Source organism: Staphylococcus sp. 8AQ, assembly GCF_902506595.1.
In the GTDB taxonomy this organism is placed as follows: domain Bacteria; phylum Bacillota; class Bacilli; order Staphylococcales; family Staphylococcaceae; genus Staphylococcus; species Staphylococcus pasteuri.
Map to the genome: position 1 here is coordinate 1,602,286 of NZ_LR733871.1, position 24,436 is coordinate 1,626,721.

Consider the following 24,436-nt stretch of genomic DNA (forward strand, 5'->3'; position numbering starts at 1 on the left):
CCGATTATTTTTTCTTGTTCGCTACAGTTTTAACTGGGCCTTTACGCGTACGAGCGTTGTTTTTAGTTTTTTGACCGCGAACTGGTAAGCCACGACGGTGACGAATACCACGGTATGATGAAATTTCCATTAATCGTTTAATGTTTAAGTTTTGCTCACGACGTAAGTCACCTTCAACTTTGTAGCTATCTACTACTTCACGGATGCGACCTAATTCATCGTCAGTTAAATCTTTTACGCGAGTGTCTGCTGATACGTTAGCTTCTTCAACGATTTTTTTCGCAGTAGAAGTACCGATACCATATACATAAGTTAAAGAAATAACAACGCGTTTTTCACGTGGAATATCCACTCCTGCAATACGTGCCATATACATTTACACCTCTCTTTTATTAACCTTGTCTTTGTTTGTGTTTAGGATTTTCACAAATTACCATTACTTTACCTTTACGTTTAATGACTTTACATTTTTCGCAAATTGGTTTTACTGATGGTCTTACTTTCATTTTAATACCTCCCTATATTATGGAGTGACGATTATTTATAACGATAAGTAATTCTACCGCGTGATAAATCATACGGAGACATCTCAACAGTTACTTTGTCGCCAGGTAGAATTCGAATGTAGTTCATTCTAATTTTACCACTTACATGTGCTAAAATTTCATGACCATTTTCTAATTCTACTTTAAACATTGCGTTTGGTAAAGTATCTAATACAGTACCTTCTAATTCAATAACATCTTGTTTAGCCATTGATTAACTTCCCCCTTTTTGCAATAGTAAGGTTATCGTCAATAGACAACTTCAACGATACGAATCTATTTGTGACTAGTTTTAATAAGTTTAACAAAAATTACGGGAATTATTATCGTCATTTGTCACTCATATTAAATTTTATACTACAGTTTAATTAAACATTCACATCATCATAGATCGTAAAAGCTGATCTATTGTAATTGATCTAAGATATCAATGACATCAGTAGTAACCTCTTCAATATCTTTTGAACCATCAATGTTATTCAATACACCTTTATTATCGTAATACTCTAATATTGGTTTAGATTGTTTAACATTAACTTTCAAACGATTTGAAACAGTTTCCGGATTATCATCTTCACGTTGATATAATTTACCACCATCAAGATCACAAATACCTTCAACTTTTGGAGGATTAAATACAAGATGATAAGTCGTACCACATTTCTCACAGATACGACGACCTGTAAGACGATTCATTAGTTCTTCCTCTGGGACTTCAATATTGATGACAGCATCAATACTTCTATCAAGTTCAGCCATAATTGAATTTAAAGCTTCTGCTTGATCAATAGTTCTAGGGAAACCGTCTAATAAGAATCCTTTTTTTGCATCGTCTTCAGAAATTCTTTCTTTAACGATACCCACAGTAACTTCATCAGGGACTAATTCTCCACGATCCATGTATGATTTAGCTTCTTTACCTAAATCAGTCTCATCTTTAATCGCTTTTCTGAACATGTCACCAGTCGATATATGTGGTATTGGGAATTTCTTAACAATTTCACTCGCTTGAGTACCTTTACCTGCACCAGGTAAGCCCATTAAAATGATATTCATAAGTGCCCTCCTACAAATTATCTACCACCAAAGCCTTTATATTCTTTTTGATTTACTTGTGCTTCTAAAGATTTCATAGTTTCAATAGCAACACCGATAACGATAAGAAGACTAGTACCACCAATTTGAATAGATCTTGGTAAGCCCATGAACTTCGTAGCTAAGATCGGTAAAATCGCAATGACTGCTAAGAAAATAGAACCAACAAACGTTAAGCGATAAAGAACTTTAGTAATATATTTTTTCGTTTGTTCACCAGGTCTGATACCTGGGACATAACTACCTTGTTTTTTAAGGTTGTCAGCCATTTTTTCTGGATTAACTTGTACAAATGCATAAAAGTATGCAAATGCAATAATTAATACAATATAGATTACCATTCCTATGTTACTTGATGGATTTGCAGTATCTGCAACTTGTTGAGCCCATTCAGCTTTAGGGAAGAATAGCGTCAACGTTCTTGGTAATAAGAAAAATGCCATCGCAAAAATAACAGGAATAACACCAGCTGAGTTAACTTTTAAAGGTAGATAAGTTGCTTGTGAACCTAATCGTTGAGCTGTTTGTTTCTTCGCATATTGGATAGGAATTTTACGTTTTGCTTCAAGTACAAATATAGCACCTACTGTTAACAATACTAATGCTACAATTAATGCTACTATTTTTAACCAAGCTAATGAAGTATCTTCTTGACCAACAAATGCTTGTTGACCTGCTTGAATAATGCTTGAAGGTAAAGTTGATAAAATACCTGCAAAGATGATAAGTGAAATACCATTACCAACACCAAACTGAGTGATTTGGTCACCAAGCCATATCAAGAATGCAGTTCCTGCTGTTAAAGTAAGTGCAATCAATAAATAAGTTAGTACAGATTGGCTTACAATTAAGCGTCCTCCGTATAAATTATTAAATTGAAATGACATACCAATTGACTGAATGAATGCTAATATTATAGCGAAATAACGTGTTACATTGTTGATTTTCCTTCTACCTACATCACCTTGTTTCGCCCATTCTGAGAACTTAGGAACAATATCCATCTGTAATAATTGCATTACGATAGATGCAGTAATATAAGGCATAATACCCATCGCAAATATTGAAAAGTTCTTCAAGGCTCCTCCACCGAATGTATTAAGTAAATCAGTGACACCTTGAGAACCTTTTGCTGCTTGATCAAAAGCATTAGGATTTACTCCAGGAGCTGGAATGTAAGTCCCAATCTTGAATATAACTAACATTGCTAGAGTAAAGAAAATCTTGTTTCGAACTTCTTTAGTTGTAAAGAAGCTCACAAGCGTTTGAAACATTAGATCACCTCGTGTGCTCCACCTTTAGCATCAATAGCGTCTGCTGCTGAAGTTGAGAACTTATGAGCTTTCACTGTTAATTTTTTATCTAGTGAGCCATTACCTAGTATTTTAATACCAGATTTTTCATTCTTAACAACACCAGATTCTACTAATAAAGCTGGAGTTACTTCAGTACCATCTTCGAATTGATTAAGTTGGTCTAAGTTAACAATAGCATATTCTTTACGATTTATGTTAGTAAAACCGCGTTTTGGTAAACGACGGAATAATGGTAATTGTCCACCTTCAAATCCAGGTCTTACTTTACCACCTGAACGTGCTTTTTGACCTTTATGTCCACGGCCACTTGTTTTACCATTACCAGTTGCTGCACCACGACCTACACGGTTACGTTCTTTACGAGAACCTTCTGCTGGTTTTAACTCATGTAATTTCATGTCGGCACCTCCTTAATTATTTTTCTTCTATAGTTAATAAATGTTTAACTTTGTTGATTTGCCCACGAATAGCAGGGTTATCTTCAACAACTACTGAACTGTTAGTCTTTTTAAGACCTAAAGCTTCAACAGTTTTACGTTGTGTTTCAGGACGACCAATAACACTACGAGTGAGGGTAATTTGTAATTTAGCCATAACTTATTTTCCCTCCTTAATTATATAATTCTTCAACTGTTTTGCCGCGTAATTTCGCAACATCTTCAGCGTTTTTAAGGTTTTGTAAACCATTTAAAGTTGCACGAACCATGTTAATTGGTGTGTTAGAACCTAATGATTTACTTAAGATATCAGTGATACCTGCTAATTCTAATACCGCACGAACTGGACCACCAGCGATTACACCAGTACCAGGAGCTGCAGGTTTCATAAATACGCTACCTGAGCCATAACGGCCAGTGATTGTGTGAGGTGTAGTACCTTCAACACGTGGAACTACAACTAAATCTTTTTTAGCTGCTTCAACAGCTTTTTTGATTGCTTCAGGTACCTCTTGAGCTTTACCAGTACCGAAACCTACACGACCATTTTTGTCTCCAACTACTACTAATGCAGTGAAACGGAAACGACGTCCACCTTTAACAACTTTAGCAACACGATTGATTGTAACAACGCGTTCTTCAAATTCTTTCGTTTCTTCTTCTCTACGAGCCATGTATTTGTCCCTCCTTTAAATTAAAATTCTAAACCGTTTTCTCTAGCAGCTTCTGCTAATGCTTTAACGCGCCCGTGGTATAAGTAACCTCCACGATCGAATACGATTTCTTTAATTCCTTTATCATTTGCTTTTTTAGCAATTGTTTCGCCAACTTTTGTTGATAAATCAACTTTAGTTGCTGATTCGCTAGCGATATCTTTATCTTTAGATGAAGCTTGAGCTAATGTTTCGCCTTTAACATCATCGATGATTTGTGCGTAAATGTGTTTGTTTGATCTATATACATTTAAACGTGGCTTTTCAGCTGTACCTGATAATTTAGTACGAACACGTGAATGTCTTTTCAAACGCACTTTATTTTTATCAATTTTACTGATCATTTTAATACTCCTTTCTTTAGAGTGTTATCTATTATTTACCAGTTTTACCTTCTTTACGGCGTACGTATTCACCTTGGTAACGAATACCTTTACCTTTATAAGGTTCTGGAGGTCTTACTGAACGGATGTTAGAAGCGATTGCTCCAACTTGCTCTTTAGATACACCAGAAACTTTAACAGTTGTATTTTTCTCAACAGCGAAAGTAATGCCGTCTTCAGCTTTAATTTCTACTGGGTGAGAGTATCCAACGTTAAGTACTAAATCATTACCTTGCATTTGAGCGCGGTAACCCACACCAACAAGTTCAAGTGTTTTTTCAAAACCTTGAGAAACACCTTGTACCATATTATTTAATAAAGCACGAGTTGTACCATGATCTGTTCTGTCATCTTTAGAATCAGATGGTCTTACAACTTCAATTGTGTTTTCTTCTTGTTTAAATGTCATTCTTTCATTTAATGTTTTTGATAATTCACCTTTTGGACCTTTAACAGTGACATGATTATTGTCAAAAGTTACTGTTACGTCACTAGGGATGTCAATAATTTTCTTACCAACACGACTCATGTTATGGCACCTCCTTATTATTTATTACCAAACGTATGCGATAATTTCTCCACCAACATTACGTTTTCTTGCTTCTTTATCAGTGATTACACCTTCAGAAGTTGATACTAATGCAATACCTAAACCATTAAGTACTTTAGGTACTTCGTTAGCTTTAGCATATACACGTAAACCTGGTTTTGAAATACGTTTTAATCCTGTGATAACACGTTCATTGTTTTGACCATATTTTAAGAATAAACGAATAACACCTTGTTTATCGTCTTCTACGTATTCAACGTTTTTAATGAAACCTTCATTTTTTAAGATTTCGGCAATTTCTTTTTTGATATTAGATGCAGGTAATTCTAATTTATCGTGACGAACCATGTTAGCGTTTCTTACACGAGTTAGCATATCTGCGATTGGATCTGTCATTGTCATTGATTGTTGCCTCCTTTCAGACTCTTTTTATTACCAGCTAGCTTTACGTACGCCAGGAATTTGGCCTTTATAAGCTAATTCACGGAAACAAATACGGCATAATTTAAATTTACGATATACAGAATGTGGACGACCACAGCGTTCACAACGAGTGTATTCACGAACTGCGAATTTTTGTTTTTTTTGTTGCTTAGCAACCATTGAAGTTTTAGCCACTTAATTAGCCTCCTTTTAGAGATTATTTACGAAATGGCATACCGAAGTTTGATAACAATTCACGAGCTTCCTCGTCAGTGTTAGCAGTAGTTACGATAACAATATCCATTCCTCTTACTTTGCTTACTTTATCATAATCGATTTCAGGGAAAATTAATTGTTCTTTAACACCTAATGTGTAGTTACCGCGACCATCGAATGCTTTTTTAGAAACACCTTGGAAGTCACGTACACGTGGTAATGATACTGAAATTAGTTTGTCTAAGAATTCATACATTCTTTCTCCGCGAAGTGTAACTTTCGCACCGATAGGCATACCTTCACGTAAACGGAATGTTGCAACTGATTTTTTAGCTTTAGTTACTAATGGTTTTTGACCAGTGATTTGTTCTAATTCTTCTACAGCGTTATCTAACACTTTAGAGTTTTGAACAGCGTCACCAACACCCATGTTCACTACGATTTTGTCAATTTTAGGTACTTCCATTACTGAACTATAGTTGAATTTTTTTACTAAGTTCTCAGTAACTTCAGAATTAAATTTTTCTTTTAAACGGTTCAAAGTGGATCCTCCTTTCAACTAGTAATTAATTATTAGATTTGATTTCTTCGCCAGATTTTTTTGCAATACGAACTTTTTTACCATCAACAAATTTGTAACCTACACGAGTTGGTTCGTTTGTTTTAGGGTCTAATAATTGTACGTTAGAAACATGGATAGCTGCCTCTGTTTCTAAAATTCCACCTTCAGGGTTTAATTGAGTTGGTTTTTGGTGTTTTTTAATAACATTAACACCTTCCACAACGACACGGTCACGTTTAGGTTCAGTAGCAACTACTTTACCTTCTTTACCTTTGTCTTTACCTGCGATAACTTTTACGTTGTCACCTTTTTTGATATGCATGTGGGCACCTCCTTATATATTTTGGTTAATTGATTTTATAGTACTTCTGGTGCTAATGATACGATCTTCATGAAGTTACCTTCACGTAATTCACGAGCAACCGGACCAAAGATACGAGTACCACGTGGGCCTTTGTCATCACGGATGATAACACATGCATTTTCATCAAATTTGATATATGAACCATCGTTACGGCGTACACCTGATTTAGTACGTACTACAACAGCTTTGACAACTTCGCCTTTTTTGACAACGCCACCTGGTGTTGCATTTTTAACAGTACATACGATAACATCGCCGATGTTCGCTGTTTTGCGACCAGATCCACCTAATACTTTGATTGTAAGAACTTCACGAGCACCAGAGTTGTCTGCTACTTTTAAACGTGTCTCTTGTTGGATCATTAGTTAAACCTCCCTTATCTCTAATCTTGTATTAAATAATTACTGACTCTTCAACAATTTCTACTAAACGAAAACGTTTTGTTGCTGATAAAGGACGAGTTTCTTGAATTTTAACAATGTCTCCTAATTTAGCTGAATTGTTTTCATCATGAGTTTTGTATTTTTTTGAGTATTTTACTCGTTTACCGTATAATTTGTGTGTTTTGTAAGTTTCAACAAGTACAGTAATAGTCTTGTCCATTTTGTCAGAAACAACTCTACCTACATAAACTTTACGATCATTTCTTTCGCTCACTTTTGTAACCTCCTCTTTCAATTAATTATTGATTAGCCTTACTTTGTTCAATTTCTCTTTCACGAGCAACAGTTTTTAGACGAGCAATCGTTTTTCTTACTGTGCGAATACGTGCCGTTTCTTCTAATTGACCTGTAGCTAACTGAAAGCGTAGGTTAAAAAGCTCTTCTTTTGAAGATTTGATTTGTTCTTCGATTTCTGAAGTGGTTAAGTCTCTAATTTCCTTAGCTTTCATTTGTTTCACCACCCAATTCTTCACGTTTTACAAACTTAGTTTTTACTGGAAGTTTGTGACTTGCTAAACGTAGTGCTTCGCGGGCAACTTCTTCTTGTACCCCAGCGACTTCAAATAAGATTCTACCAGGTTTAACGACTGCAATCCAGCCTTCAACCGCACCTTTACCAGCACCCATACGTACTTCTAAAGGTTTTTTAGTATATGGTGTATGAGGGAAGATTTTGATCCAAACTTTCCCACCACGTTTCATATAACGAGTCATTGCAATACGAGCTGATTCGATTTGACGAGATGTGATCCAAGACGTTGTAGTAGCTTGTAAACCATACTCACCAAATGTTACATAGTTACCGCCTTTAGAACGACCAGTTGTTTTAGGACGATGTTGACGACGATATTTAACACGTTTTGGTAGTAACATGATTATTTTCCTCCTTCACTAGTGTTCTTAGTAGTAGGAAGAACTTCTCCACGATAGATCCATACTTTAACGCCTAATTTACCATAAGTAGTATCTGCTTCAGCGTGTGCGTAATCGATGTCAGCACGTAATGTATGAAGTGGAACAGTTCCTTCAGAATATTGTTCAGCACGAGCGATATCTGCTCCGCCTAAACGACCTGATACTTGAGTTTTGATACCTTTAGCACCAAGTTTCATAGCTCTTGTAATAGCTTGTTTTTGTACACGACGGAATGAAGCACGGTTTTCTAATTGACGTGCGATATTTTCAGCAACTAATCTTGCATCAATATCAATTTTCTTGATTTCAATTACGTTGATGTGTACTTTTTTATCTGTTAAAGCATTTAATTTGTTACGAAGTTTGTCAATTTCTGAACCGCCTTTACCAATTACCATGCCTGGTTTACCAGTGTGAATTGCGATATTAATACGGTTAGCTGCACGTTCGATATCTACGTGAGAAACTGATGCTTCTTTTAATTCATTATCAATAAATTTACGGATTCTTAAATCTTCGTGTAATAATGAAGCGAAATCTTTTTCAGCATACCATTTTGCTTCCCAATCACGGATGATACCAACACGAAGTCCGATTGGATTAATTTTTTGACCCACAGTATTCCCTCCTTAGAAAGTTATTAAGCTTCTTTAGCTTCTTCTTTACCGTCACTTACGACGATTGTAATGTGGCTTGTACGTTTGTTTATCGCACTTGCACGTCCTTGCGCACGTGGGCGGAAACGTTTTAAAGTTGGTCCTTCATTAGCATAAGCTTCTTTTACTACTAATTCATCTGTGTTCATGTCGTAGTTATGTTCAGCATTTGCTAAAGCGGACATTAATACTTTTTCGATCACTGGTGATGAAGCTTTGTTTGCTAATTTTAAAATTGCAATAGCTTCTCCAGCATTTTTACCTCTAATTAAGTCAAGAACTAGTCTTACTTTACGAGGTGCGATTCTTATTGTTCTAGCAACCGCTTTTGCTTCCATTAGGATTTCCTCCTCTACTTTTTAAAAATTATCTTCTTGTTTTTTTATCGTCAACAGCATGACCTTTAAATGTACGAGTTGGTGCGAATTCACCTAATTTGTGACCTACCATATCTTCTGTTACATATACAGGTACATGTTTACGTCCATCGTATACTGCGAAAGTATGACCAATGAAATTTGGGAAAACTGTAGAACGACGTGACCATGTTTTAATTACTTGTTTTTTTTCACTTCCGTCTTGTGCTTCCACTTTTTTCATTAAGTGGTCATCAACGAAAGGTCCTTTTTTAATACTACGAGCCATTTGGGCGCCTCCCTTCTTATTCTGTGCGTGCAGCAATTAAGCCGCACACCCAAATAAGTTAATTTTATTATTTTTTCTTACGTCCACGAACGATAAGTTTGTCTGAAGATTTTTTACCACGACGAGTTTTCTTACCAAGCGTAGGTTTACCCCAAGGTGACATTGGAGATGGTCTACCGATTGGAGCACGTCCTTCACCACCACCGTGTGGGTGATCGTTAGGGTTCATTACAGAACCACGAACTGTTGGACGGATACCTTTCCATCTTGAACGACCTGCTTTACCAACATTTACTAGTTCGTGTTGGATATTACCAACTTGTCCAATTGTAGCACGGCAAGTTGAAAGAATCATACGAACTTCACCAGAGCGTAATCTGATTAATACGTATTTACCTTCTTTACCTAACACTTGTGAACTAGCACCAGCTGAACGAGCGATTTGTCCACCTTTACCAGGTTTTAACTCAATATTATGAATTACAGTACCTACAGGAATGTTTTGTAATGGTAAAGCATTACCAATTTTGATATCTGCTTCAGCACCACTTTCAACTACTTGTCCTACTTGTAATCCTTTAGGTGCGATAATATAACGTTTTTCTCCGTCAGCATATACTAATAAAGCAATGTTAGCTGAACGGTTTGGATCGTATTGGATTGAATCAACTTTAGCGTTGATACCATCTTTGTTACGTTTGAAATCGATAACTCGGTATTGACGTTTATGTCCTCCACCGTGATGGCGAACAGTCAATTTACCTTGGTTGTTACGTCCCGCTCTTTTCGGTAGCGGTTGTAATAATGACTTTTCTGGTGTAGTTTTCGTAATTTCAGCGAAATCTAATGAAGTCATATTACGACGACCATTAGTTATTGGCTTATATTTTTTAAGAGCCATTGTCGTTTACCTCCTTATTGGTAATGTTTTAGTTGAATAAGTCGATTGAACCTTCTTTTAGTTTAACAATCGCTTTTCTTCTTTTATTTGTGTAGCCTTGGTAACGGCCCATACGTTTTTTCTTAGGTTTATAGTTGATGATGTTTACATTATCAACTTTTACGTCGAAGATTTCTTCAACAGCAATTTTAACTTGTGTTTTGTTAGCACGAGTATCAACATCGAAAGTATATTTATCTTCCGCCATTGCTTCTGAAGATTTTTCAGTGATTACGGGGCGCTTAAGAATATCTCTAGCTTCCATTATCCGAGCACCTCCTCAACTTTTTTAGCAGCAGCTTCAGTAATTACTAAACTGTCAGCACTTGTGATATCTAATACATTTAAACCTTGAGCAGTTGTTACTTGAACACCAGGGATGTTACGTGCTGATAATTCAACGTTAACATCTTCGTTTTCAACAACAACTAATACTTTTTTAGGTTGTTCTAATGTAGTCAAAACATTTTTGAATTCTTTTGTTTTTGGTGCATCAAATCCGAATGCATCAACAACTGTAAATCCATTTTCTTTAACTTTAAATGACAATGCAGAACGTAATGCTAAACGACGCATTTTCTTAGGCATTTTATATCCGTAACTTCTTGGAGTTGGTCCGAATACAATACCACCACCGCGCCATTGAGGTGCACGAATTGTACCTTGACGAGCACGACCTGTTCCTTTTTGTCTCCATGGTTTACGTCCACCGCCGCGCACTGCTGAACGGTTTTTAACTGAATGTGTACCTTGACGTAATGAAGCACGTTGTAAATTGATAGCTTCGAAAAGGACACTATTGTTTGGTTCGATTGCAAAGACTGCATCGCTTAATTCAACTGAACCACTTTTTGATCCGTCTACTTTTAAAACATCATAATTAGCCATTATGCATTTTCCTCCTTTCGCTTATTGATTATTTATTACCTTTTTTAATTGATTTAATTGAAGTTGAAATTTCTACTAAACCTTTTTTAGGTCCAGGTACATTACCTTTTACTAAGATTACACTGTTTTCAGTGTCAACTTGTACTACTTCTAGGTTTTGTACAGTAACTGTGTTTCCACCCATACGGCCTGGCATTTTTTGACCTTTAAATACTCTTGAAGCATCTGAAGCCATACCTACAGAACCTGGTGCTCTGTGGAAATGAGAACCGTGAGCCATTGGTCCACGAGATTGTCCGTGGCGTTTAATAGCACCTTGGAAACCTTTACCTTTTGAAACACCTGTAACATCAATGATGTCACCAGTTTCGAATGTATCAACTGAGACTTCTTGACCTACTTCGTATTCATCAACATTAACGTTTCTGAATTCACGAATGAAGCGCTTAGGTGCTGTGTCAGCTTTTTTAGCATGACCTTCAGCTGGTTTATTAGCATATTTGTTAGTTTTTGAACCTTTTTTATATGCTTTTTTATCTTCAAATCCTACTTGGATTGCGTTGTAACCGTCAACTTCTTCAGTTTTCTTTTGTAATACAACGTTTTGTCCTGCTTCTACTACTGTTACTGGGATTAATTCACCGTTTTCTCCAAACACTTGTGTCATCCCGATTTTTCTTCCTAAGATTCCTTTGGTCATCGAAAGTCCACCTCCTAATTTTTTCTATTATAATTTAATTTCGATGTCTACACCAGATGGTAAGTTTAAGCCCATTAGAGCATCAACTGTTTTTGGTGTTGGGTTAACAATATCGATTAAACGTTTATGTGTACGTTGTTCGAATTGTTCACGTGAATCTTTGTACTTATGCACGGCACGGATGATTGTATAAACTGATTTTTCAGTTGGTAACGGAATTGGTCCAGAAACATCTGCACCAGAACGTTTAGCAGTTTCAACAATTTTTTCTGCTGATTGATCAATCACACGGTGATCATAAGCTTTTAATCTGATTCTGATTTTTTGTTTTGCCATAATTTTCCCTCCTTATTCGTCTACATTTAAGTGATAGACTTCTCCACGAAAACTATCTCACACAGCGCCATGGCAAAGCGGCCGGGTGTGTCAGTAACCTTTCGCTTCATCGCGTTATTTAAAGTCCAACATTAGATATGTTACATGAAAAACACTGATAAATCAATTGTTTTCATTAACTTTTTTCTGTTTTGTCTAACACATACTTTGTTATTGTACTTTAAATGTATCTCTTGTTCAACCTTTTTAGGGAAATTTTTATATTTAAATATGTAATTACAAGACTAAATTTAATCATATTAATATTAACCTTAATCATTTTCTATTATAATAATAGAGAACGGGGGTGAATCATTTGAAAAACGGTATTAAGCTTGCTCTATCCATTATTGGCGTCTTCCTAGTTATATGTGAGTTCTTTTATGGGATTCCTTTTTTAGGTGGCAGTGTAATTTTAAGTTTTGGTTGGCAACCTCTATTATTTAACGCTTTTCTCTATTTGGTTTTAACGATTATTCTATTAGTTGATAAACAAAACACAATTAAACCAATGGTCATTATACCTATTTTAGGTATTATTGGTTCGTTTGTCGCATTCATTCCATTTATTGGTATGATTATACATTGGGCTTTATTCGTATTAATGATTTTCTTTGTATTTATAGTCTTAGCTGCTCCAACTTATGTTCCTAATAAAAATGCTCGCGTTATTTATACTCAATATAAAGATGGTCATAAGTCTAAATAAACTTGAATTCATTTCACAACTAAAAAAAGACGTTCGTACTATTTTAAGTACGAGCGTCTTATTTTTTATTTAGCCATGTACGAATACAAAGTATAAGATAAATAATACCATTAATACATACATAATTGGATGTACTTCTTTATGTCTTTTACTAATAATCATTGTTATTGGATAAAAGATAAATCCACAAGCTATACCTGTTGCAATTGAATAAGATAAAGGCATCATGATGATTGTTATAAAAGCAGGTACAGCGACTTCGAATTTTTTCCAATTGATTTCCGCAAAGTTTGCAGCCATTAGTACACCTACCACTACCAATGCCGGTGTAGTTACAGCACTTGTTACAACTGCAATTAGTGGACTAAAGAATAAAGCTAGTAAGAAACAGCAACCTGTAACAATACTTGCGAATCCTGTTCTTGCACCAACTGCAACACCTGACGTAGATTCTATATAAGAAGTAGTCGTTGTTGTACCGAATATAGAACCAACAATTGTAGCTAATGAATCTGAAAATAACGCTCTACCTGCTCTAGGAAGTTTATTATCTTTCATAATTCCTGCTTGAGTTGCAACAGCTACTAATGTTCCTGCAGTATCAAAGAAATCAATAAATAGGAATGTTAGAATAACAATTAAAAATTGAATAGTAAATAATTGACCTGGATCCTTAAATGATTCAAATGCAGCTCCGAAAGTTGGTTTAATACTTGGAACGTGACCTACAATGCCAGTTGGCGTATGTATTTGTCCAGTTATCATTCCTACTATTGCAGTAATTATCATACCTATAAATATAGAACCCGGTACTTTTTTAGTGTATAAAATAACGGTAATAACAATACCAAATATTGCTAATAATACTGGTGCTTTCGTTAAATGCCCTAGGGTAACTAATGTTGAATCATTTTTCACAATAATTCCTGAACTTTGTAAACCTACAAAGGTTATAAACAACCCTATTCCAGCAGAAACAGCCATCTTCATTTGATAAGGTATTGCGTTAATAATTATTTCCCTTAATCCGGTTACTGTTAATATTGCAAAGAATATACCTGAGAATAGAACGCCAGTTAATCCGACTTTCCATGGTATCCCCATTGTAAGAACTACTGTAAATGCGAAAAATGCATTTAATCCCATGCCAGGTGCTAATGCTATAGGGTATTTTGCTATGAGTCCCATAAATAGCGAACCTACAAACGCAGCTAAAGCAGTCGCAACAAAAATGGCTCCCTGATCCATTTTCATATCTTCAGATACACCTTTGACTCCTGCTAGGCTTAATACTTGAGGGTTTACAGCTAGTATGTACGCCATTGATAAAAACGTAGTGATACCACCTAAAATTTCTTTTTTAAAGTTAGTACCATGTTCATCGAACTTGAAGTATTTTTTCACGGCTAATGCTCCTTTTTTTGAAATACTTAATAAGTTTAATACCAAATCTCTAAAATGACAATACTAAATACGAACTTTAGTTATATTCTTTTTCCTTTTGTTCGAATTTATTTATAGTTTTAGATTTTTCAAAGCATCTTTGAACGGATTATTGTCTAATTCTTCTTGTTGATTCATGTATTTCTTCATTTCTTTTTTAGAAACTTTATCGCTTGATTTTTCTTTCATACGTTTATCCATTTGAGCTTGTGTTTCTGAATGACCACATGTACATCTATATGTCGCATCCTTACCTTTACCAAATAAAGTCATTTTCTTTTTACAGTTAGGACAACGTGCATTTGTTTTTCTTTGGACATTTTTCTTTGTTTTACAAGATGGATCTTGGCATACCAACATTTGTCCATTTTTAGTTTTAACTTTAATCATAAATTTGCCACAAGTAGGACATTCTGTTGTAGTTAAATTATCATGTTTATATTTTTGTTCGCTATTCTTAATTGTGTTCACTACTTCTGTTGTTAATTCTTTCATTTCTTTTATAAACTGCTGTTTATTATATTTACCTTTTTCAATAAGCAATAATTTTTCTTCCCATTCAGCAGTTAATAATGGTGATGTTAATTTTTGAGGTGCTAATTCTAAAATTTGTTTACCTTTTGAAGTTACTTTAATTTTACCATCTCTTGATTCTATTGCATTCATATTAAATAGTTTTTCAATGATATCCGCACGTGTCGCAACAGTTCCAATACCGCCTGTTTCCTTCAGAGTATGTGCATGTTTTTTATCCTTAAGTTGAATATAGTTTTGAGGATTTTCCATCGCTTTTAATAATGTTCCTTCATTAAAATAGTCAGGTGGTGTTGTTTGATGATCTTTAATTTTAGAATTTGAGACAGTGACGACTTGATTGTTTTTAAAAGGATGTTGAGTAACAACTGATTGCTCATTTTCTTTTAAAGCCTTATACCCTAATTGTTTTGTAACTTTTTCTTGTAATACAAATTGATAACCATTAACAGTTAAGTATACTTTAATACTTTCATATTCATAAGGAGGCATTAAACTTTCTAGAAATCTTTCTACAATAAGCATATATATTTTACTTTCTCTATTACTTAATTGTGAAAAATCAGGTCTTATCTCAGTAGGTATAATAGCATGGTGATCTGAAACCTTTTGATCATTAAATATATGCATTTTAGCGGAATATGACTTTCCTATTAAATTACGAACACTTTCTTTATAGTCTGTAGCTAATAAGGCTTGTAATCTTTCTTTTATTGTAGAAACCATATCTGCAGTTAAATAATTGGAATCTGTACGTGGATACGTTACTAATTTATGTCTTTCATATAAATTTTGTAACGTATTTAGTGTCTCTTTGGTCCCCATTTTATATCGATTATAAGCGTCTTGTTGTAAATCAGTTAGATTATAAAGTGGCTTAGGAAATGTTTTCTTAATTTTAGATTCAACTTTTTCTATATTACCTTGCTGTTTATTTATTTGATTCATAATATTTTTTAATTCTTGTTGGTCGGTAATTCTTTGTTTTTTTGACACATAATTAAATTCAAAACCATCCACTATAGCTGTAAGTGTGTAATAGGTTTGTGGTTTAAATTGATTAATTTCATTTTGACGAGATTGTACTAGTTGAATTGTTGGCGTCTGTACGCGTCCAAGTGACAACTGAGCATCATATTTTGTTGTTAATGCTCTTGTTGCATTAATACCAACCACCCAATCCGCTTCACTTCTAGCTAAAGCAGCTTCGTATAAATGTTGATATTGTCTTCCATCTTTCAAGTGGTTAAATCCATCTTTGATTGCTTTTTTAGTTACTGAACTAATCCATAATCGTTTGATTGGCTTTTTATTTCCCACTTTATCTAAAATCAATCTTGCTACAAGCTCTCCTTCTCTTCCTGCATCAGTAGCAATTATAATTTTATTCACATTCTGATTAAGTATTAGTGATTTTACAGTCTTAAACTGTTTACTAGTTTTACCTATAACTATTGTTTTCATATGTTTCGGAATTATAGGTAAGTCTTCAAGTTTCCATTCTTGATATTTCTTATCATATTGTTCTGGTGTTGCATTAGTTACTAAATGTCCTAATGCCCATGTAACAATATATTGATTATTTTCATAATAACCATTTCTTTTCTGATTAATATTCAGTGCATTTGCAATATCTCGAGCTACTGATGGTTTTTCCGCTAAAATTAATGATTGCATGAGTTATAGTTCCCTTTCTATATTTAATACATTTTAAGTTTATGTTTGATTAATTTGCTTTAAGAATAGTTACCTTAATTGTAACATGTACGTATATATATTAACTTTCATTTCAATGCAATTACTCATATAATTAAATTAATAAATACGGTACGGAGGTAAGAACATGGATATTATTCAGTTAAAGGACCCTAAAAAAATAAAAGCTTTTATTGAAACTGCTGATTACCAAGTAACTTCCTATTTATATAAAATACCTCAACAATTTGCAGAATTTGATCATTTATTAGAAGAAGCAATTAAAACTCCTGGTGCTTTTGCCATTTCTGATAATAATCAAATAAAAGCATTAATCATTGCGATTTCTTATGAATCGCATAAGTTTAAAATAATTGGCCCTTTTATAGAGCCAAATTTTGACATCACTCCACAGTTATTTCAAAACCTATTCAATGCAATGACAGAAAATCAACCTGACAATGCTATATATAACTTTTCATTTGAAGAAGGCGTTCAAACTTATAAACCTTTTATTAAACAAATAAAAGCAAGTTATAATTTTACTGACTATTATTTAGAGGCACATCAAGATATTGGTGAATTAGATAATGAACAAAATATCATAGAATATCAAAAAGGTTTCCATAGAGCATTTGCAAAAATGCATCATAAGACATTTAAACATGATGCAATGGAAGCAAATGATATTGTTAATACATTAGATGAAAATAATAAGCTATTTCTTTTTGTAAGCGAAGGACTTTTAAAAGGTTATTTATATCTACATGTTAATCCTCAAAAATCTAAAGCAGAAATTAAATATTTCAGTTCTCACATAGATTATCGAATGAAAGGAATTGCTTTTGATTTATTGGAATATGCTTTGCATTACGCTTTTTCTCACTATGAACTGCATAAAGTTTATTTTAAAATTCGAAATAAAAATAGTAAGCTCGTAGAACGTTTTAATGAACTTGGTTTTACTACTAATTATGAATATAAAAAGTATAAATTAGAACCACAATACATTCATGAAAATGCTACTAATCCAGAAACTTAAATATTGATTGAACTTGGGAGTAGGACAGAAATAAATTTTGGAAAATTTATTTCTGTCCTACTCCCTTTTTTACTTTTCTAAAATAAGCCGATGTTTTTTACTATTCAACTTAATTGTTTTAGAATTAACTTCAAGTGTTATTAAAGGGGAAGCACTTAATTCGTTTATTTAGGAGAGTGAGAAACATATGCAGTTTCTTGATATTTTAATAGCATTATTACCTGCACTATTTTGGGGTAGTGTTGTAATAATCAATGTATTCGTAGGTGGAGGCCCCTATAATCAAATTAGAGGTACTACTTTAGGTGCACTCATTGTTGGTATTATTTTATTACTAACAGGTAATGCAGCATTTGATGATTTAACTGTTATTATTGTTGGATTATTCTCAGGTGCATTGTGGGCATTTGGTCAAGGTAACCAATTGAAATCTGTTAATTTAATTGGTGTTTCAAAAACGATGCCAATTTCTACTGGTATGCAATTAGTTGGTACTACTTTATTTAGTGTTATATTCCTAGGCGAATGGAGTACAATGATACAAGTCGTATTCGGACTGATTTCTATGATCTTATTAGTTTCAGGTATCGCATTAACATCATTAAAAGCTAAAAATGAAGGTAAATCAAATGATCCTGAATTTAAAAAAGCAATGGGTATCCTTCTAATTTCAACAGTAGGTTATGTTGGCTATGTTGTACTAGGAGATATCTTCAATGTTAGTGGTACAAAAGCACTATTCTTCCAATCTGTTGGTATGGCTATTGGTGGTTTCATTCTTTCAATGAATCACAAAACGTCTATCAAGTCTACTGCCCTCAATTTAATTCCTGGTATTGTATGGGCAATCGGTAACTTATTTATGTTCTATTCTCAACCTAAAGTAGGTGTTGCAACTAGTTTTTCATTATCTCAATTATTAGTTATCGTATCTACACTTGGTGGCATTTTTATTTTAGGAGAGAAAAAAGACCGTCGTCAGATGATGGGTATTTGGTCAGGTATCATACTCATTATTATTGCAGCAATTATTTTAGGTAACCTAAAATAAAACATTTTTAGGAGGCATTTCCATGTTTAAAGAATTAGAAAATAAAGTTGTTATCATTACAGGAGCTGGTAGTGGTATCGGTAAATCTTTTGCAGAAAATTTTGGTAAAGCCAAAGCAAAAGTCGTACTTAACTATCGTTCAGATAAACACGATGAATCATTACAAGAATCTGTAAATATCATCAAACAAGCTGGTGGAGATGCGTTACTCGTTCAAGGAGATATGGCTAAAGAAGAAGATGTCATTAATTTAATCAATCAATCTGTAGACCATTTCGGTACTTTAGATATCATGATTAACAATGCTGGTTTTGAAAAAGCAACACCATCGCATGAAATGACGATTGAAGAATGGCAAAAAGTGATAGATATCAACTTAACAGGTGCGTTTATAGGTTCACGTGAAGCAGTAAAACACTTTAGAAAAGAAGATAAGAAAGGTGTTATTATTAATACTTCAAGTGTTCATGATACTATTCCATGGCCAAATTATGTTCACTATGCTTCAAGTAAAGGTGGATTAAAATTAATGATGGAATCCATGTCAATGGAATATGCACAATATGGAATTCGTATTAATAATATATCCCCTGGAGCAGTTGTTACTGAACATACTAAAGAAAAATTCTCTGATCCAAAAACTCGTGAGGAAACATTAGAAATGATTCCAGCTAGAGAAATTGGAGATGCTCAAGATATCGCTAATGCTGCATTATTCTTAGCATCAGACTTAGCTAGTTATATCCACGGAACTACTATTTATGTAGATGGTGGTATGACAAACTATCCAGCTTTCATGGGAGGTAAAGGCTAAGTCAAACAATAAACCATGCAATTTTCATGTGTAACATACATTAAATTAATGTAGTGTGTACTCATGAATTGCATGGCTTTTTATATATAAATAACTATTTCTATTTATTATGAAACAAAGAACGCTTGATAAACATATATAATAACAATACTTATAACAATTGATAAATTAGTTACCATCCCTATTAAGGGTAGTGTTTTATATTTGAATTGTATTGAATAAGGAATAATTGCCACACCAACTGGTAATAACCATGTGATAAGCAATGTCGTTTTAATCATCTGATCTGAAACTGGTAAGAAGAAATATACAATTAATCCAGCAATAAGACCTATTCCATAATGAAGAGAAAGATATTTGATTGCTGCAGGTAAATAAGCTTTTTCAATAGTAAAGTTCAACATAACGCCTAATAAAATCATAGATAGTGGCATATTAGCTTTTCCTAAAATTGAAAAGAAATCAATAGACACATTAGGTAAATGAATGTTCGCCATATTAAGTATAAACATAACAATATAAGTAACCAGTGGTACAGATTGAATTAATTTCTTAACTAAGAATTTAAAATTGAATTGGTCACTTCCCTCACTAAAGTAACTTCCAACAAAGTAAGTGAGACCAAACATAATAACTGCGCCACCAATATCAACCATGCCAAAATAAACCATTCCCTTACTTGGCCATATAGCATCTACTAATGGATAAGCAAATAATCCAATATTCATAGCTCCAATCATCATACCAACAGAACCACGCATTTGATTATCGTATTTACGGAAACTCCAAATAACAATTATTTTTGAGACCACACCGTAGATAATCATCATAATAGGTAAAATAGAAAATGATAGGTTTAAATCAGCTTTATTTAAATTCACGATAACTAAAGAAGGTAAAGTTACATTTAATACTATTGTTGAAAGCACTTGGCTATCTGTTGCTTTCAAATAATTAATACGCTTTAAAAAATAGCCTAAAGCAATTAAAAGAATGATCATTACAAATTGTTCTGTCATATTAGCCCTTCTTTCACGTATCTCAACACTTTCAATTGATAACTTTAACACATTTGCTATAAATTTTAGAACTAGTTTGTTTCATGCTATAATTTAATCATACTTTAATTTAAGGAGCGATTGTATAATGGATTTAGAAAGTAAATTAACAGAACTAAAATATGATTATACTAGACTACAAGGTGACTTAGAAAAGCGCGAGTCATTAAATCAAAATATCGATCCTTTAGTCAATCAGCTTGAAGAAATTGAGAAAGAAATGGCCAATGTAAGAAAGCAAATAAATGAACAATAATTAATTACATGTCACAATTTAACTACATTTCTTTAGACATCCTAGTCATAAGTATGTGAACGTGCTAATATATATTCGGAAAAGAAAGGATGTCAACTCATGAAATTATACTTAATTTTATTGCCTTTACTATACTTAATTGTAAGTTACATAAGTATATTCAAGATGAATTCAATTTTCACTAGAATTTTAAGAATCATAATGGGTATATTATTGTTATTTGTTGTAGCAATTACAACGATGCAGTTCCCTAGTGAGAACTGGTGGGTATTTATAGTGTTGCTACTTTTAGTTGGAAATGTAGAAGTTACTGCATTTAAAACACTTAAGAATGATGATAAAGGTGTTAATATTTTAAATATATTATCAATCGGTTTGTTCGTGATTTATATCATTCTAACTTTAATTTTATACTAAAGTAAAAAGCATCATTCCTTTTTGGAGGAATGATGCTTTTTTTATTATTTTCTGTTTAGTTTACGATAAATTTTATCTTTAATTGTGAATAAAATTTCGTAAATTACTGGAACAACAACAAGCGTTAATATTGTTGAAGATATTAGTCCTCCAATAACAGTTGCTGCCATTTCTTTAGATATTAAGATAGAACTATCTTCACCAAATAACAACGGTACTAAAGCACCTATAGTTGCTATTGCTGTCATTAATATAGGACGAATTCTCGTTCCTCCCGCTTCAATTAAAGCAGTTTTCATATCCATGCCTGATTTTTCATTATTAATAACTCTGTCTATCAATACAATGGCATTTGTAACAACGATACCAATTAACATCAACATACCAATTAAACTAGGTACTGAGATAGTTTCACCTGTAATCACAAGTGATAATACAACCCCTATAATTGTAAATGGTAATGAGAATAAAATAGTGAATGGTGCTAATCCACCTTTAAATGTAATTACTAAAATGAGATACACTATAATTATTGCTGCTAACATAGCTATTGCAAGTTGAGATATAGCAGAGTTGATGTCATCAGTTGCGCCTCCAAAATTCACTTTTACGCTATGTGGTTTATCAATTTTATTAATCTTAGACATTACTTTTTGTGAAGTACCACCTACATCACTTGTCGTAATCTTACCTGAAACTGTAGTTGAATAATCACCATCTTCTTGAGTCAATTTACTTGGTGTAGTTGATTTTTTAAGACTAGCAATTTCACTTAATTTAATTGAACCACCTGTTGGTTTTTTCAATTTAATATTTTCTAATTTACTTTGTGACCAATCAGTTTGCTTGTTTTGTTTTACTTTAACATCTATTTTCTTACCGTTTTCTTTAACTGTTGTAACTGTTTTCTCTGGTAAGTTTTCATTTAAATTCATCGCAAGCTGACTAGCTGATATTCCATTATCTGCCGCTTTATTTTGGTCAACTTTTACTTCATATTGATCATATGTTTGAGATAAATCTGATTTAACATTATTAATACCTTTTACATCTTTCATAGTACTTTCAATTTTATGAACAGTACCTTTAATAGCATCTGTTGAAGGACCTTTAACTGTTACTTCAATAGAATCATTTCCAGCCCCAGTACCTAAATCTTGGTTCTTCCATTGACCAGGATGTTTAAATGAATCAACATGTTTTAATACTTTATCTGGCTCTTCTTCAAAGTTTGGCGTATCTTTATCATAATCTACCATCAACGCCATACTATTTGTACTACCAGTAGGATCAGATGGTGTTGGCCCGCCTACTGAATATTGAACAGTGTTAACTTTATCTTTAGATTTTAAATATTTTTGAACTTGTTCACCATGTTCAAGCACTGATTTTTCAGTTTCACCTGGTTTAGGCGTATAAGTTAACGCCATGAATTTATTATCACCTGATGAAATATAACTTGTACCTAATTTTGCAGCACCTAAGCCAATACTTCCAGCTAGTAATACAATACTAATTATGATGACGATCCACTTATGATTAAGTGACCAATTTAATACCTTTTGATATCCCTCACTGACTACTCCATGCTTTTGTTTTTGAGGTTTAGTTTGGATTCCTTTTCTAAATAACGTAGAACCTAGTGCAGGAACTACTGTGATTGAAACTAATAATGAAGCTAATAAACTGAATGTAATTGCGAGTGCGAATGGTCTGAACATTTCACCAACAGACCCTGACACAAATGCTAATGGTAAGAATACAATAATAGTAACCAATGTTGAAGATAGTATTGGTTTAAACACTTCAGTTGTTGCGCTTATGATTAATGAATCACCTTTGAGTTGTTCATTTTTATCAGATAAACGTCTATATATATTCTCAACCACAACGATAGAATCATCTATCACTCGTCCAATAGCTACTGTTAATGCTCCTAAAGTCAATATATTTAGTGACACATTAGATAATTTCAATGCTACGAGTGCAATTAATATTGACATTGGTATTGAAATGACTGAAATAGCTGTTGTTCGTATATTTCTTAAGAATAACAATATAACTACGATAGCTACGATTGTTCCTAATGCTGCTTTTTCAATCATTGTATATAAAGAATCTTCAATTGGTTTAGCAGTATCCATCGTTTTAATAGCTTTCATTTCACTATTATTTTTTTCAAATTCATCTACTTTTTTCTGTACATCTTTTGCAACTTGAACGGTATTAGCATCTTGAGCTTTTGTTATTTGTAAATTTACTGCATCTTTTCCATTCGTTTTCGAAATGGATGTACGTTCATCACCAACCGTAATATTAGCTACGTCTTTTAATTTAAATGTAGGCATAGAGCCTGATGAACTTTGTTTAGAACTACCAGCGGACGCTGATGATTGATCAGATGGCATTAAGCTGTCGCTCTCTCCATCGTCGCTGCTATCACTACTTTGTCCTTGTCCGGCAATCGTTGCAGGGATTTTTAAGTTTTTCAGTGCATTGACTGATGTAAACTGTCCATCGACAACGATAGATTTGTCAGTATCTCCAAATTGGAAAAGCCCTAGCGGCGTTTCTCGAGTCGCTGTTTTTAAATAGTTTTCGACATCATCTGCTGTAACACCTTTTTCATCAAGTTCTTTTTGCTTGAACTTTAATGTTACTTCACGATTTGTTTGGCCATTTAATTGAGCATTTTGAACACCATCGATTGTTTGTAATTTTGGAATAAGTTGCTGGTTTAATTTTTTAGTTACTGATTTTAAATCATTATCTTTATCTGTTAAAGAATAAGCTACGATAGGAAATGCATCCATAGAATTTCTTGTTAATTCAGGATCACTGACCCCGTCTTTGAATTTAATTTTATCAATTTCTTTTTTTAACTGTTCCTCAGCTTTATCCATGTCTGTATCATTATTATATTCTACAGTTACAATTGAAGCATTTTGGATAGATTCAGTTTTAACGCTTTTAACATATGCCATCGATCTAACTTGACTATCTATTTTACTGCTAATCTCATCTTGAGTAGTTTGTGGTGTGGCACCAGGCATTGTTGTTTGAACTGAGATCATAGGATTCTCTACGTCCGGTAATAATTCAAGTTTTAACTTGGCACTAGCATACACTCCACCTAAAATAACGAGTAATACCATCAAGAATATTGCGAACTTATTGCCTAAAGAAAATTGCAATAGCTTTTTGATCATATAATTAGTGTCCCCTTTTATCAATTTATATATAGTGCTATA

The 24,436-nt window shown here is 33.4% G+C and carries 36 protein-coding genes; 6 read left to right on the top strand and 30 right to left on the bottom strand.

All coding sequences use genetic code 11. The features are described 5' to 3' along the window. Window positions 1-4: 4 nt before the first annotated feature. The 26 genes from rpsM to rpsJ all read right to left on the bottom strand — a co-directional run bounded on the left by rpsM (window position 5) and on the right by rpsJ (window position 12,127). Complete coding sequence (gene rpsM / locus GVY01_RS07955) at window positions 5-370, bottom strand: 30S ribosomal protein S13 (protein ID WP_002450510.1); 366 nt, start codon at window positions 368-370, stop codon at window positions 5-7. 22 nt (window positions 371-392) lie between these two features. Beyond that, the gene (rpmJ, locus tag GVY01_RS07960; protein ID WP_000868342.1) at window positions 393-506 is read right to left on the bottom strand and encodes a 50S ribosomal protein L36; all 114 of its coding nucleotides are present in this window, start codon (window positions 504-506) and stop codon (window positions 393-395) included. Window positions 507-537: 31 nt separating this feature from the next. Beyond that, window positions 538-756 (bottom strand): translation initiation factor IF-1, encoded by a 219-nt coding sequence (gene infA, locus GVY01_RS07965; RefSeq protein WP_001829792.1) that lies wholly within the window; start codon window positions 754-756, stop codon window positions 538-540. Between the two features lie 194 nt (window positions 757-950). Beyond that, window positions 951-1,601 carry an adenylate kinase gene (locus GVY01_RS07970; RefSeq protein WP_029055863.1) on the bottom strand — a complete coding sequence of 217 codons (651 nt, stop codon included), beginning with the start codon at window positions 1,599-1,601 and terminating at the stop codon, window positions 951-953. A gap of 17 nt (window positions 1,602-1,618) precedes the next feature. Next, window positions 1,619-2,914, bottom strand: coding sequence for a preprotein translocase subunit SecY (secY, locus tag GVY01_RS07975; RefSeq protein WP_017638508.1), 1,296 nt, complete (start codon window positions 2,912-2,914; stop codon window positions 1,619-1,621). Then, a complete protein-coding gene (gene rplO / locus GVY01_RS07980) occupies window positions 2,914-3,354 on the bottom strand; it encodes a 50S ribosomal protein L15 (protein ID WP_017638509.1) in 441 nt (146 codons plus the stop codon). Before rplO ends, secY begins: the two co-directional genes overlap by 1 nt. A gap of 16 nt (window positions 3,355-3,370) precedes the next feature. Then, a complete protein-coding gene (gene rpmD / locus GVY01_RS07985; protein ID WP_002432330.1) occupies window positions 3,371-3,550 on the bottom strand; it encodes a 50S ribosomal protein L30 in 180 nt (59 codons plus the stop codon). Window positions 3,551-3,566: 16 nt separating this feature from the next. Further along, entirely contained in the window at window positions 3,567-4,067 is a 501-nt protein-coding gene (gene rpsE / locus GVY01_RS07990) for a 30S ribosomal protein S5 (RefSeq protein WP_002450514.1), read from the bottom strand. A 20-nt stretch (window positions 4,068-4,087) separates the two neighbouring features. Then, window positions 4,088-4,450 carry a 50S ribosomal protein L18 gene (gene rplR / locus GVY01_RS07995; protein ID WP_017638510.1) on the bottom strand — a complete coding sequence of 121 codons (363 nt, stop codon included), beginning with the start codon at window positions 4,448-4,450 and terminating at the stop codon, window positions 4,088-4,090. Between the two features lie 31 nt (window positions 4,451-4,481). Continuing rightward, a complete protein-coding gene (gene rplF, locus GVY01_RS08000; protein WP_017638511.1) occupies window positions 4,482-5,018 on the bottom strand; it encodes a 50S ribosomal protein L6 in 537 nt (178 codons plus the stop codon). A 24-nt stretch (window positions 5,019-5,042) separates the two neighbouring features. Next, a complete protein-coding gene (gene rpsH / locus GVY01_RS08005) occupies window positions 5,043-5,441 on the bottom strand; it encodes a 30S ribosomal protein S8 (protein ID WP_002450517.1) in 399 nt (132 codons plus the stop codon). Window positions 5,442-5,471: 30 nt separating this feature from the next. Beyond that, a complete protein-coding gene (locus tag GVY01_RS08010) occupies window positions 5,472-5,657 on the bottom strand; it encodes a type Z 30S ribosomal protein S14 (RefSeq protein ID WP_001829713.1) in 186 nt (61 codons plus the stop codon). Window positions 5,658-5,679: 22 nt separating this feature from the next. Continuing rightward, window positions 5,680-6,219 carry a 50S ribosomal protein L5 gene (gene rplE, locus GVY01_RS08015; RefSeq protein ID WP_026083545.1) on the bottom strand — a complete coding sequence of 180 codons (540 nt, stop codon included), beginning with the start codon at window positions 6,217-6,219 and terminating at the stop codon, window positions 5,680-5,682. Between the two features lie 25 nt (window positions 6,220-6,244). Further along, on the bottom strand, window positions 6,245-6,562 hold the full coding sequence (gene rplX / locus GVY01_RS08020) for a 50S ribosomal protein L24 (RefSeq protein WP_002466469.1): 318 nt from the start codon (window positions 6,560-6,562) through the stop codon (window positions 6,245-6,247). Between the two features lie 35 nt (window positions 6,563-6,597). Continuing rightward, window positions 6,598-6,966, bottom strand: coding sequence for a 50S ribosomal protein L14 (rplN, locus tag GVY01_RS08025; RefSeq protein ID WP_017638514.1), 369 nt, complete (start codon window positions 6,964-6,966; stop codon window positions 6,598-6,600). A 31-nt stretch (window positions 6,967-6,997) separates the two neighbouring features. After that, entirely contained in the window at window positions 6,998-7,261 is a 264-nt protein-coding gene (gene rpsQ, locus GVY01_RS08030; protein ID WP_002432741.1) for a 30S ribosomal protein S17, read from the bottom strand. Window positions 7,262-7,286: 25 nt separating this feature from the next. Beyond that, entirely contained in the window at window positions 7,287-7,496 is a 210-nt protein-coding gene (gene rpmC / locus GVY01_RS08035; protein WP_000644737.1) for a 50S ribosomal protein L29, read from the bottom strand. Further along, window positions 7,486-7,920, bottom strand: a complete 435-nt coding sequence (gene rplP / locus GVY01_RS08040) for a 50S ribosomal protein L16 (RefSeq protein WP_002450520.1) — start codon at window positions 7,918-7,920, stop codon at window positions 7,486-7,488. The genes rpmC and rplP overlap by 11 nt, the downstream gene beginning before the upstream one ends. A 2-nt stretch (window positions 7,921-7,922) precedes the next feature. Then, on the bottom strand, window positions 7,923-8,579 hold the full coding sequence (gene rpsC / locus GVY01_RS08045) for a 30S ribosomal protein S3 (RefSeq protein ID WP_017638515.1): 657 nt from the start codon (window positions 8,577-8,579) through the stop codon (window positions 7,923-7,925). A 23-nt stretch (window positions 8,580-8,602) separates the two neighbouring features. Beyond that, a complete protein-coding gene (rplV, locus tag GVY01_RS08050) occupies window positions 8,603-8,956 on the bottom strand; it encodes a 50S ribosomal protein L22 (protein ID WP_029055861.1) in 354 nt (117 codons plus the stop codon). 28 nt (window positions 8,957-8,984) lie between these two features. Next, window positions 8,985-9,263: a 30S ribosomal protein S19 gene (gene rpsS / locus GVY01_RS08055; protein ID WP_002450522.1), complete on the bottom strand. Its 279-nt coding sequence runs from the start codon at window positions 9,261-9,263 to the stop codon at window positions 8,985-8,987. Between the two features lie 67 nt (window positions 9,264-9,330). Next, the gene (gene rplB, locus GVY01_RS08060; RefSeq protein ID WP_017638517.1) at window positions 9,331-10,164 is read right to left on the bottom strand and encodes a 50S ribosomal protein L2; all 834 of its coding nucleotides are present in this window, start codon (window positions 10,162-10,164) and stop codon (window positions 9,331-9,333) included. A 28-nt stretch (window positions 10,165-10,192) separates the two neighbouring features. Then, entirely contained in the window at window positions 10,193-10,468 is a 276-nt protein-coding gene (rplW, locus tag GVY01_RS08065) for a 50S ribosomal protein L23 (RefSeq protein WP_002450524.1), read from the bottom strand. Next, window positions 10,468-11,091 carry a 50S ribosomal protein L4 gene (gene rplD / locus GVY01_RS08070; protein WP_017638518.1) on the bottom strand — a complete coding sequence of 208 codons (624 nt, stop codon included), beginning with the start codon at window positions 11,089-11,091 and terminating at the stop codon, window positions 10,468-10,470. The genes rplW and rplD overlap by 1 nt, the downstream gene beginning before the upstream one ends. A 28-nt stretch (window positions 11,092-11,119) precedes the next feature. Next, on the bottom strand, window positions 11,120-11,791 hold the full coding sequence (rplC, locus tag GVY01_RS08075; protein WP_017638519.1) for a 50S ribosomal protein L3: 672 nt from the start codon (window positions 11,789-11,791) through the stop codon (window positions 11,120-11,122). A gap of 27 nt (window positions 11,792-11,818) precedes the next feature. Then, window positions 11,819-12,127: a 30S ribosomal protein S10 gene (rpsJ, locus tag GVY01_RS08080; protein WP_001118667.1), complete on the bottom strand. Its 309-nt coding sequence runs from the start codon at window positions 12,125-12,127 to the stop codon at window positions 11,819-11,821. Window positions 12,128-12,482: 355 nt separating this feature from the next. Here rpsJ and GVY01_RS08085 point away from each other — a divergent pair, with 355 nt between their 5' ends. Beyond that, window positions 12,483-12,875 (top strand): hypothetical protein, encoded by a 393-nt coding sequence (locus GVY01_RS08085; RefSeq protein ID WP_017638520.1) that lies wholly within the window; start codon window positions 12,483-12,485, stop codon window positions 12,873-12,875. 69 nt (window positions 12,876-12,944) lie between these two features. On the opposite strand, the gene GVY01_RS08090 is transcribed toward GVY01_RS08085, so the two are convergent. Further along, complete coding sequence (locus tag GVY01_RS08090) at window positions 12,945-14,279, bottom strand: NCS2 family permease (RefSeq protein WP_017638521.1); 1,335 nt, start codon at window positions 14,277-14,279, stop codon at window positions 12,945-12,947. A gap of 111 nt (window positions 14,280-14,390) precedes the next feature. Beyond that, window positions 14,391-16,529, bottom strand: a complete 2,139-nt coding sequence (locus GVY01_RS08095) for a DNA topoisomerase III (RefSeq protein ID WP_017638522.1) — start codon at window positions 16,527-16,529, stop codon at window positions 14,391-14,393. Window positions 16,530-16,695: 166 nt separating this feature from the next. Between GVY01_RS08095 and GVY01_RS08100 the strand changes: the two genes are divergently transcribed. The 3 genes from GVY01_RS08100 (at window position 16,696) to GVY01_RS08110 (ending at window position 19,454) form a co-directional block, all read left to right on the top strand. Continuing rightward, window positions 16,696-17,589 (top strand): GNAT family N-acetyltransferase, encoded by an 894-nt coding sequence (locus GVY01_RS08100; protein WP_108016856.1) that lies wholly within the window; start codon window positions 16,696-16,698, stop codon window positions 17,587-17,589. Window positions 17,590-17,776: 187 nt separating this feature from the next. Continuing rightward, window positions 17,777-18,640, top strand: a complete 864-nt coding sequence (locus GVY01_RS08105) for a GRP family sugar transporter (protein ID WP_108016855.1) — start codon at window positions 17,777-17,779, stop codon at window positions 18,638-18,640. Window positions 18,641-18,662: 22 nt separating this feature from the next. After that, window positions 18,663-19,454 (top strand): glucose 1-dehydrogenase, encoded by a 792-nt coding sequence (locus GVY01_RS08110; protein ID WP_017638525.1) that lies wholly within the window; start codon window positions 18,663-18,665, stop codon window positions 19,452-19,454. A gap of 107 nt (window positions 19,455-19,561) precedes the next feature. Here the strand turns inward: GVY01_RS08110 and GVY01_RS08115 are convergent, their stop codons facing one another. Continuing rightward, window positions 19,562-20,473 (bottom strand): AEC family transporter, encoded by a 912-nt coding sequence (locus tag GVY01_RS08115; protein WP_017638526.1) that lies wholly within the window; start codon window positions 20,471-20,473, stop codon window positions 19,562-19,564. A 127-nt stretch (window positions 20,474-20,600) separates the two neighbouring features. Here GVY01_RS08115 and GVY01_RS12535 point away from each other — a divergent pair, with 127 nt between their 5' ends. Next, window positions 20,601-20,768, top strand: a complete 168-nt coding sequence (locus GVY01_RS12535; RefSeq protein WP_017638527.1) for an SE1832 family protein — start codon at window positions 20,601-20,603, stop codon at window positions 20,766-20,768. Window positions 20,769-20,867: 99 nt separating this feature from the next. Next, window positions 20,868-21,185, top strand: coding sequence for a membrane stabilizing protein MspA (mspA, locus tag GVY01_RS08120; protein WP_017638528.1), 318 nt, complete (start codon window positions 20,868-20,870; stop codon window positions 21,183-21,185). A gap of 44 nt (window positions 21,186-21,229) precedes the next feature. Here mspA and GVY01_RS08125 read toward each other — a convergent pair whose 3' ends face one another. After that, complete coding sequence (locus GVY01_RS08125; protein ID WP_108016854.1) at window positions 21,230-24,394, bottom strand: efflux RND transporter permease subunit; 3,165 nt, start codon at window positions 24,392-24,394, stop codon at window positions 21,230-21,232. Window positions 24,395-24,436 lie beyond the last annotated feature (42 nt).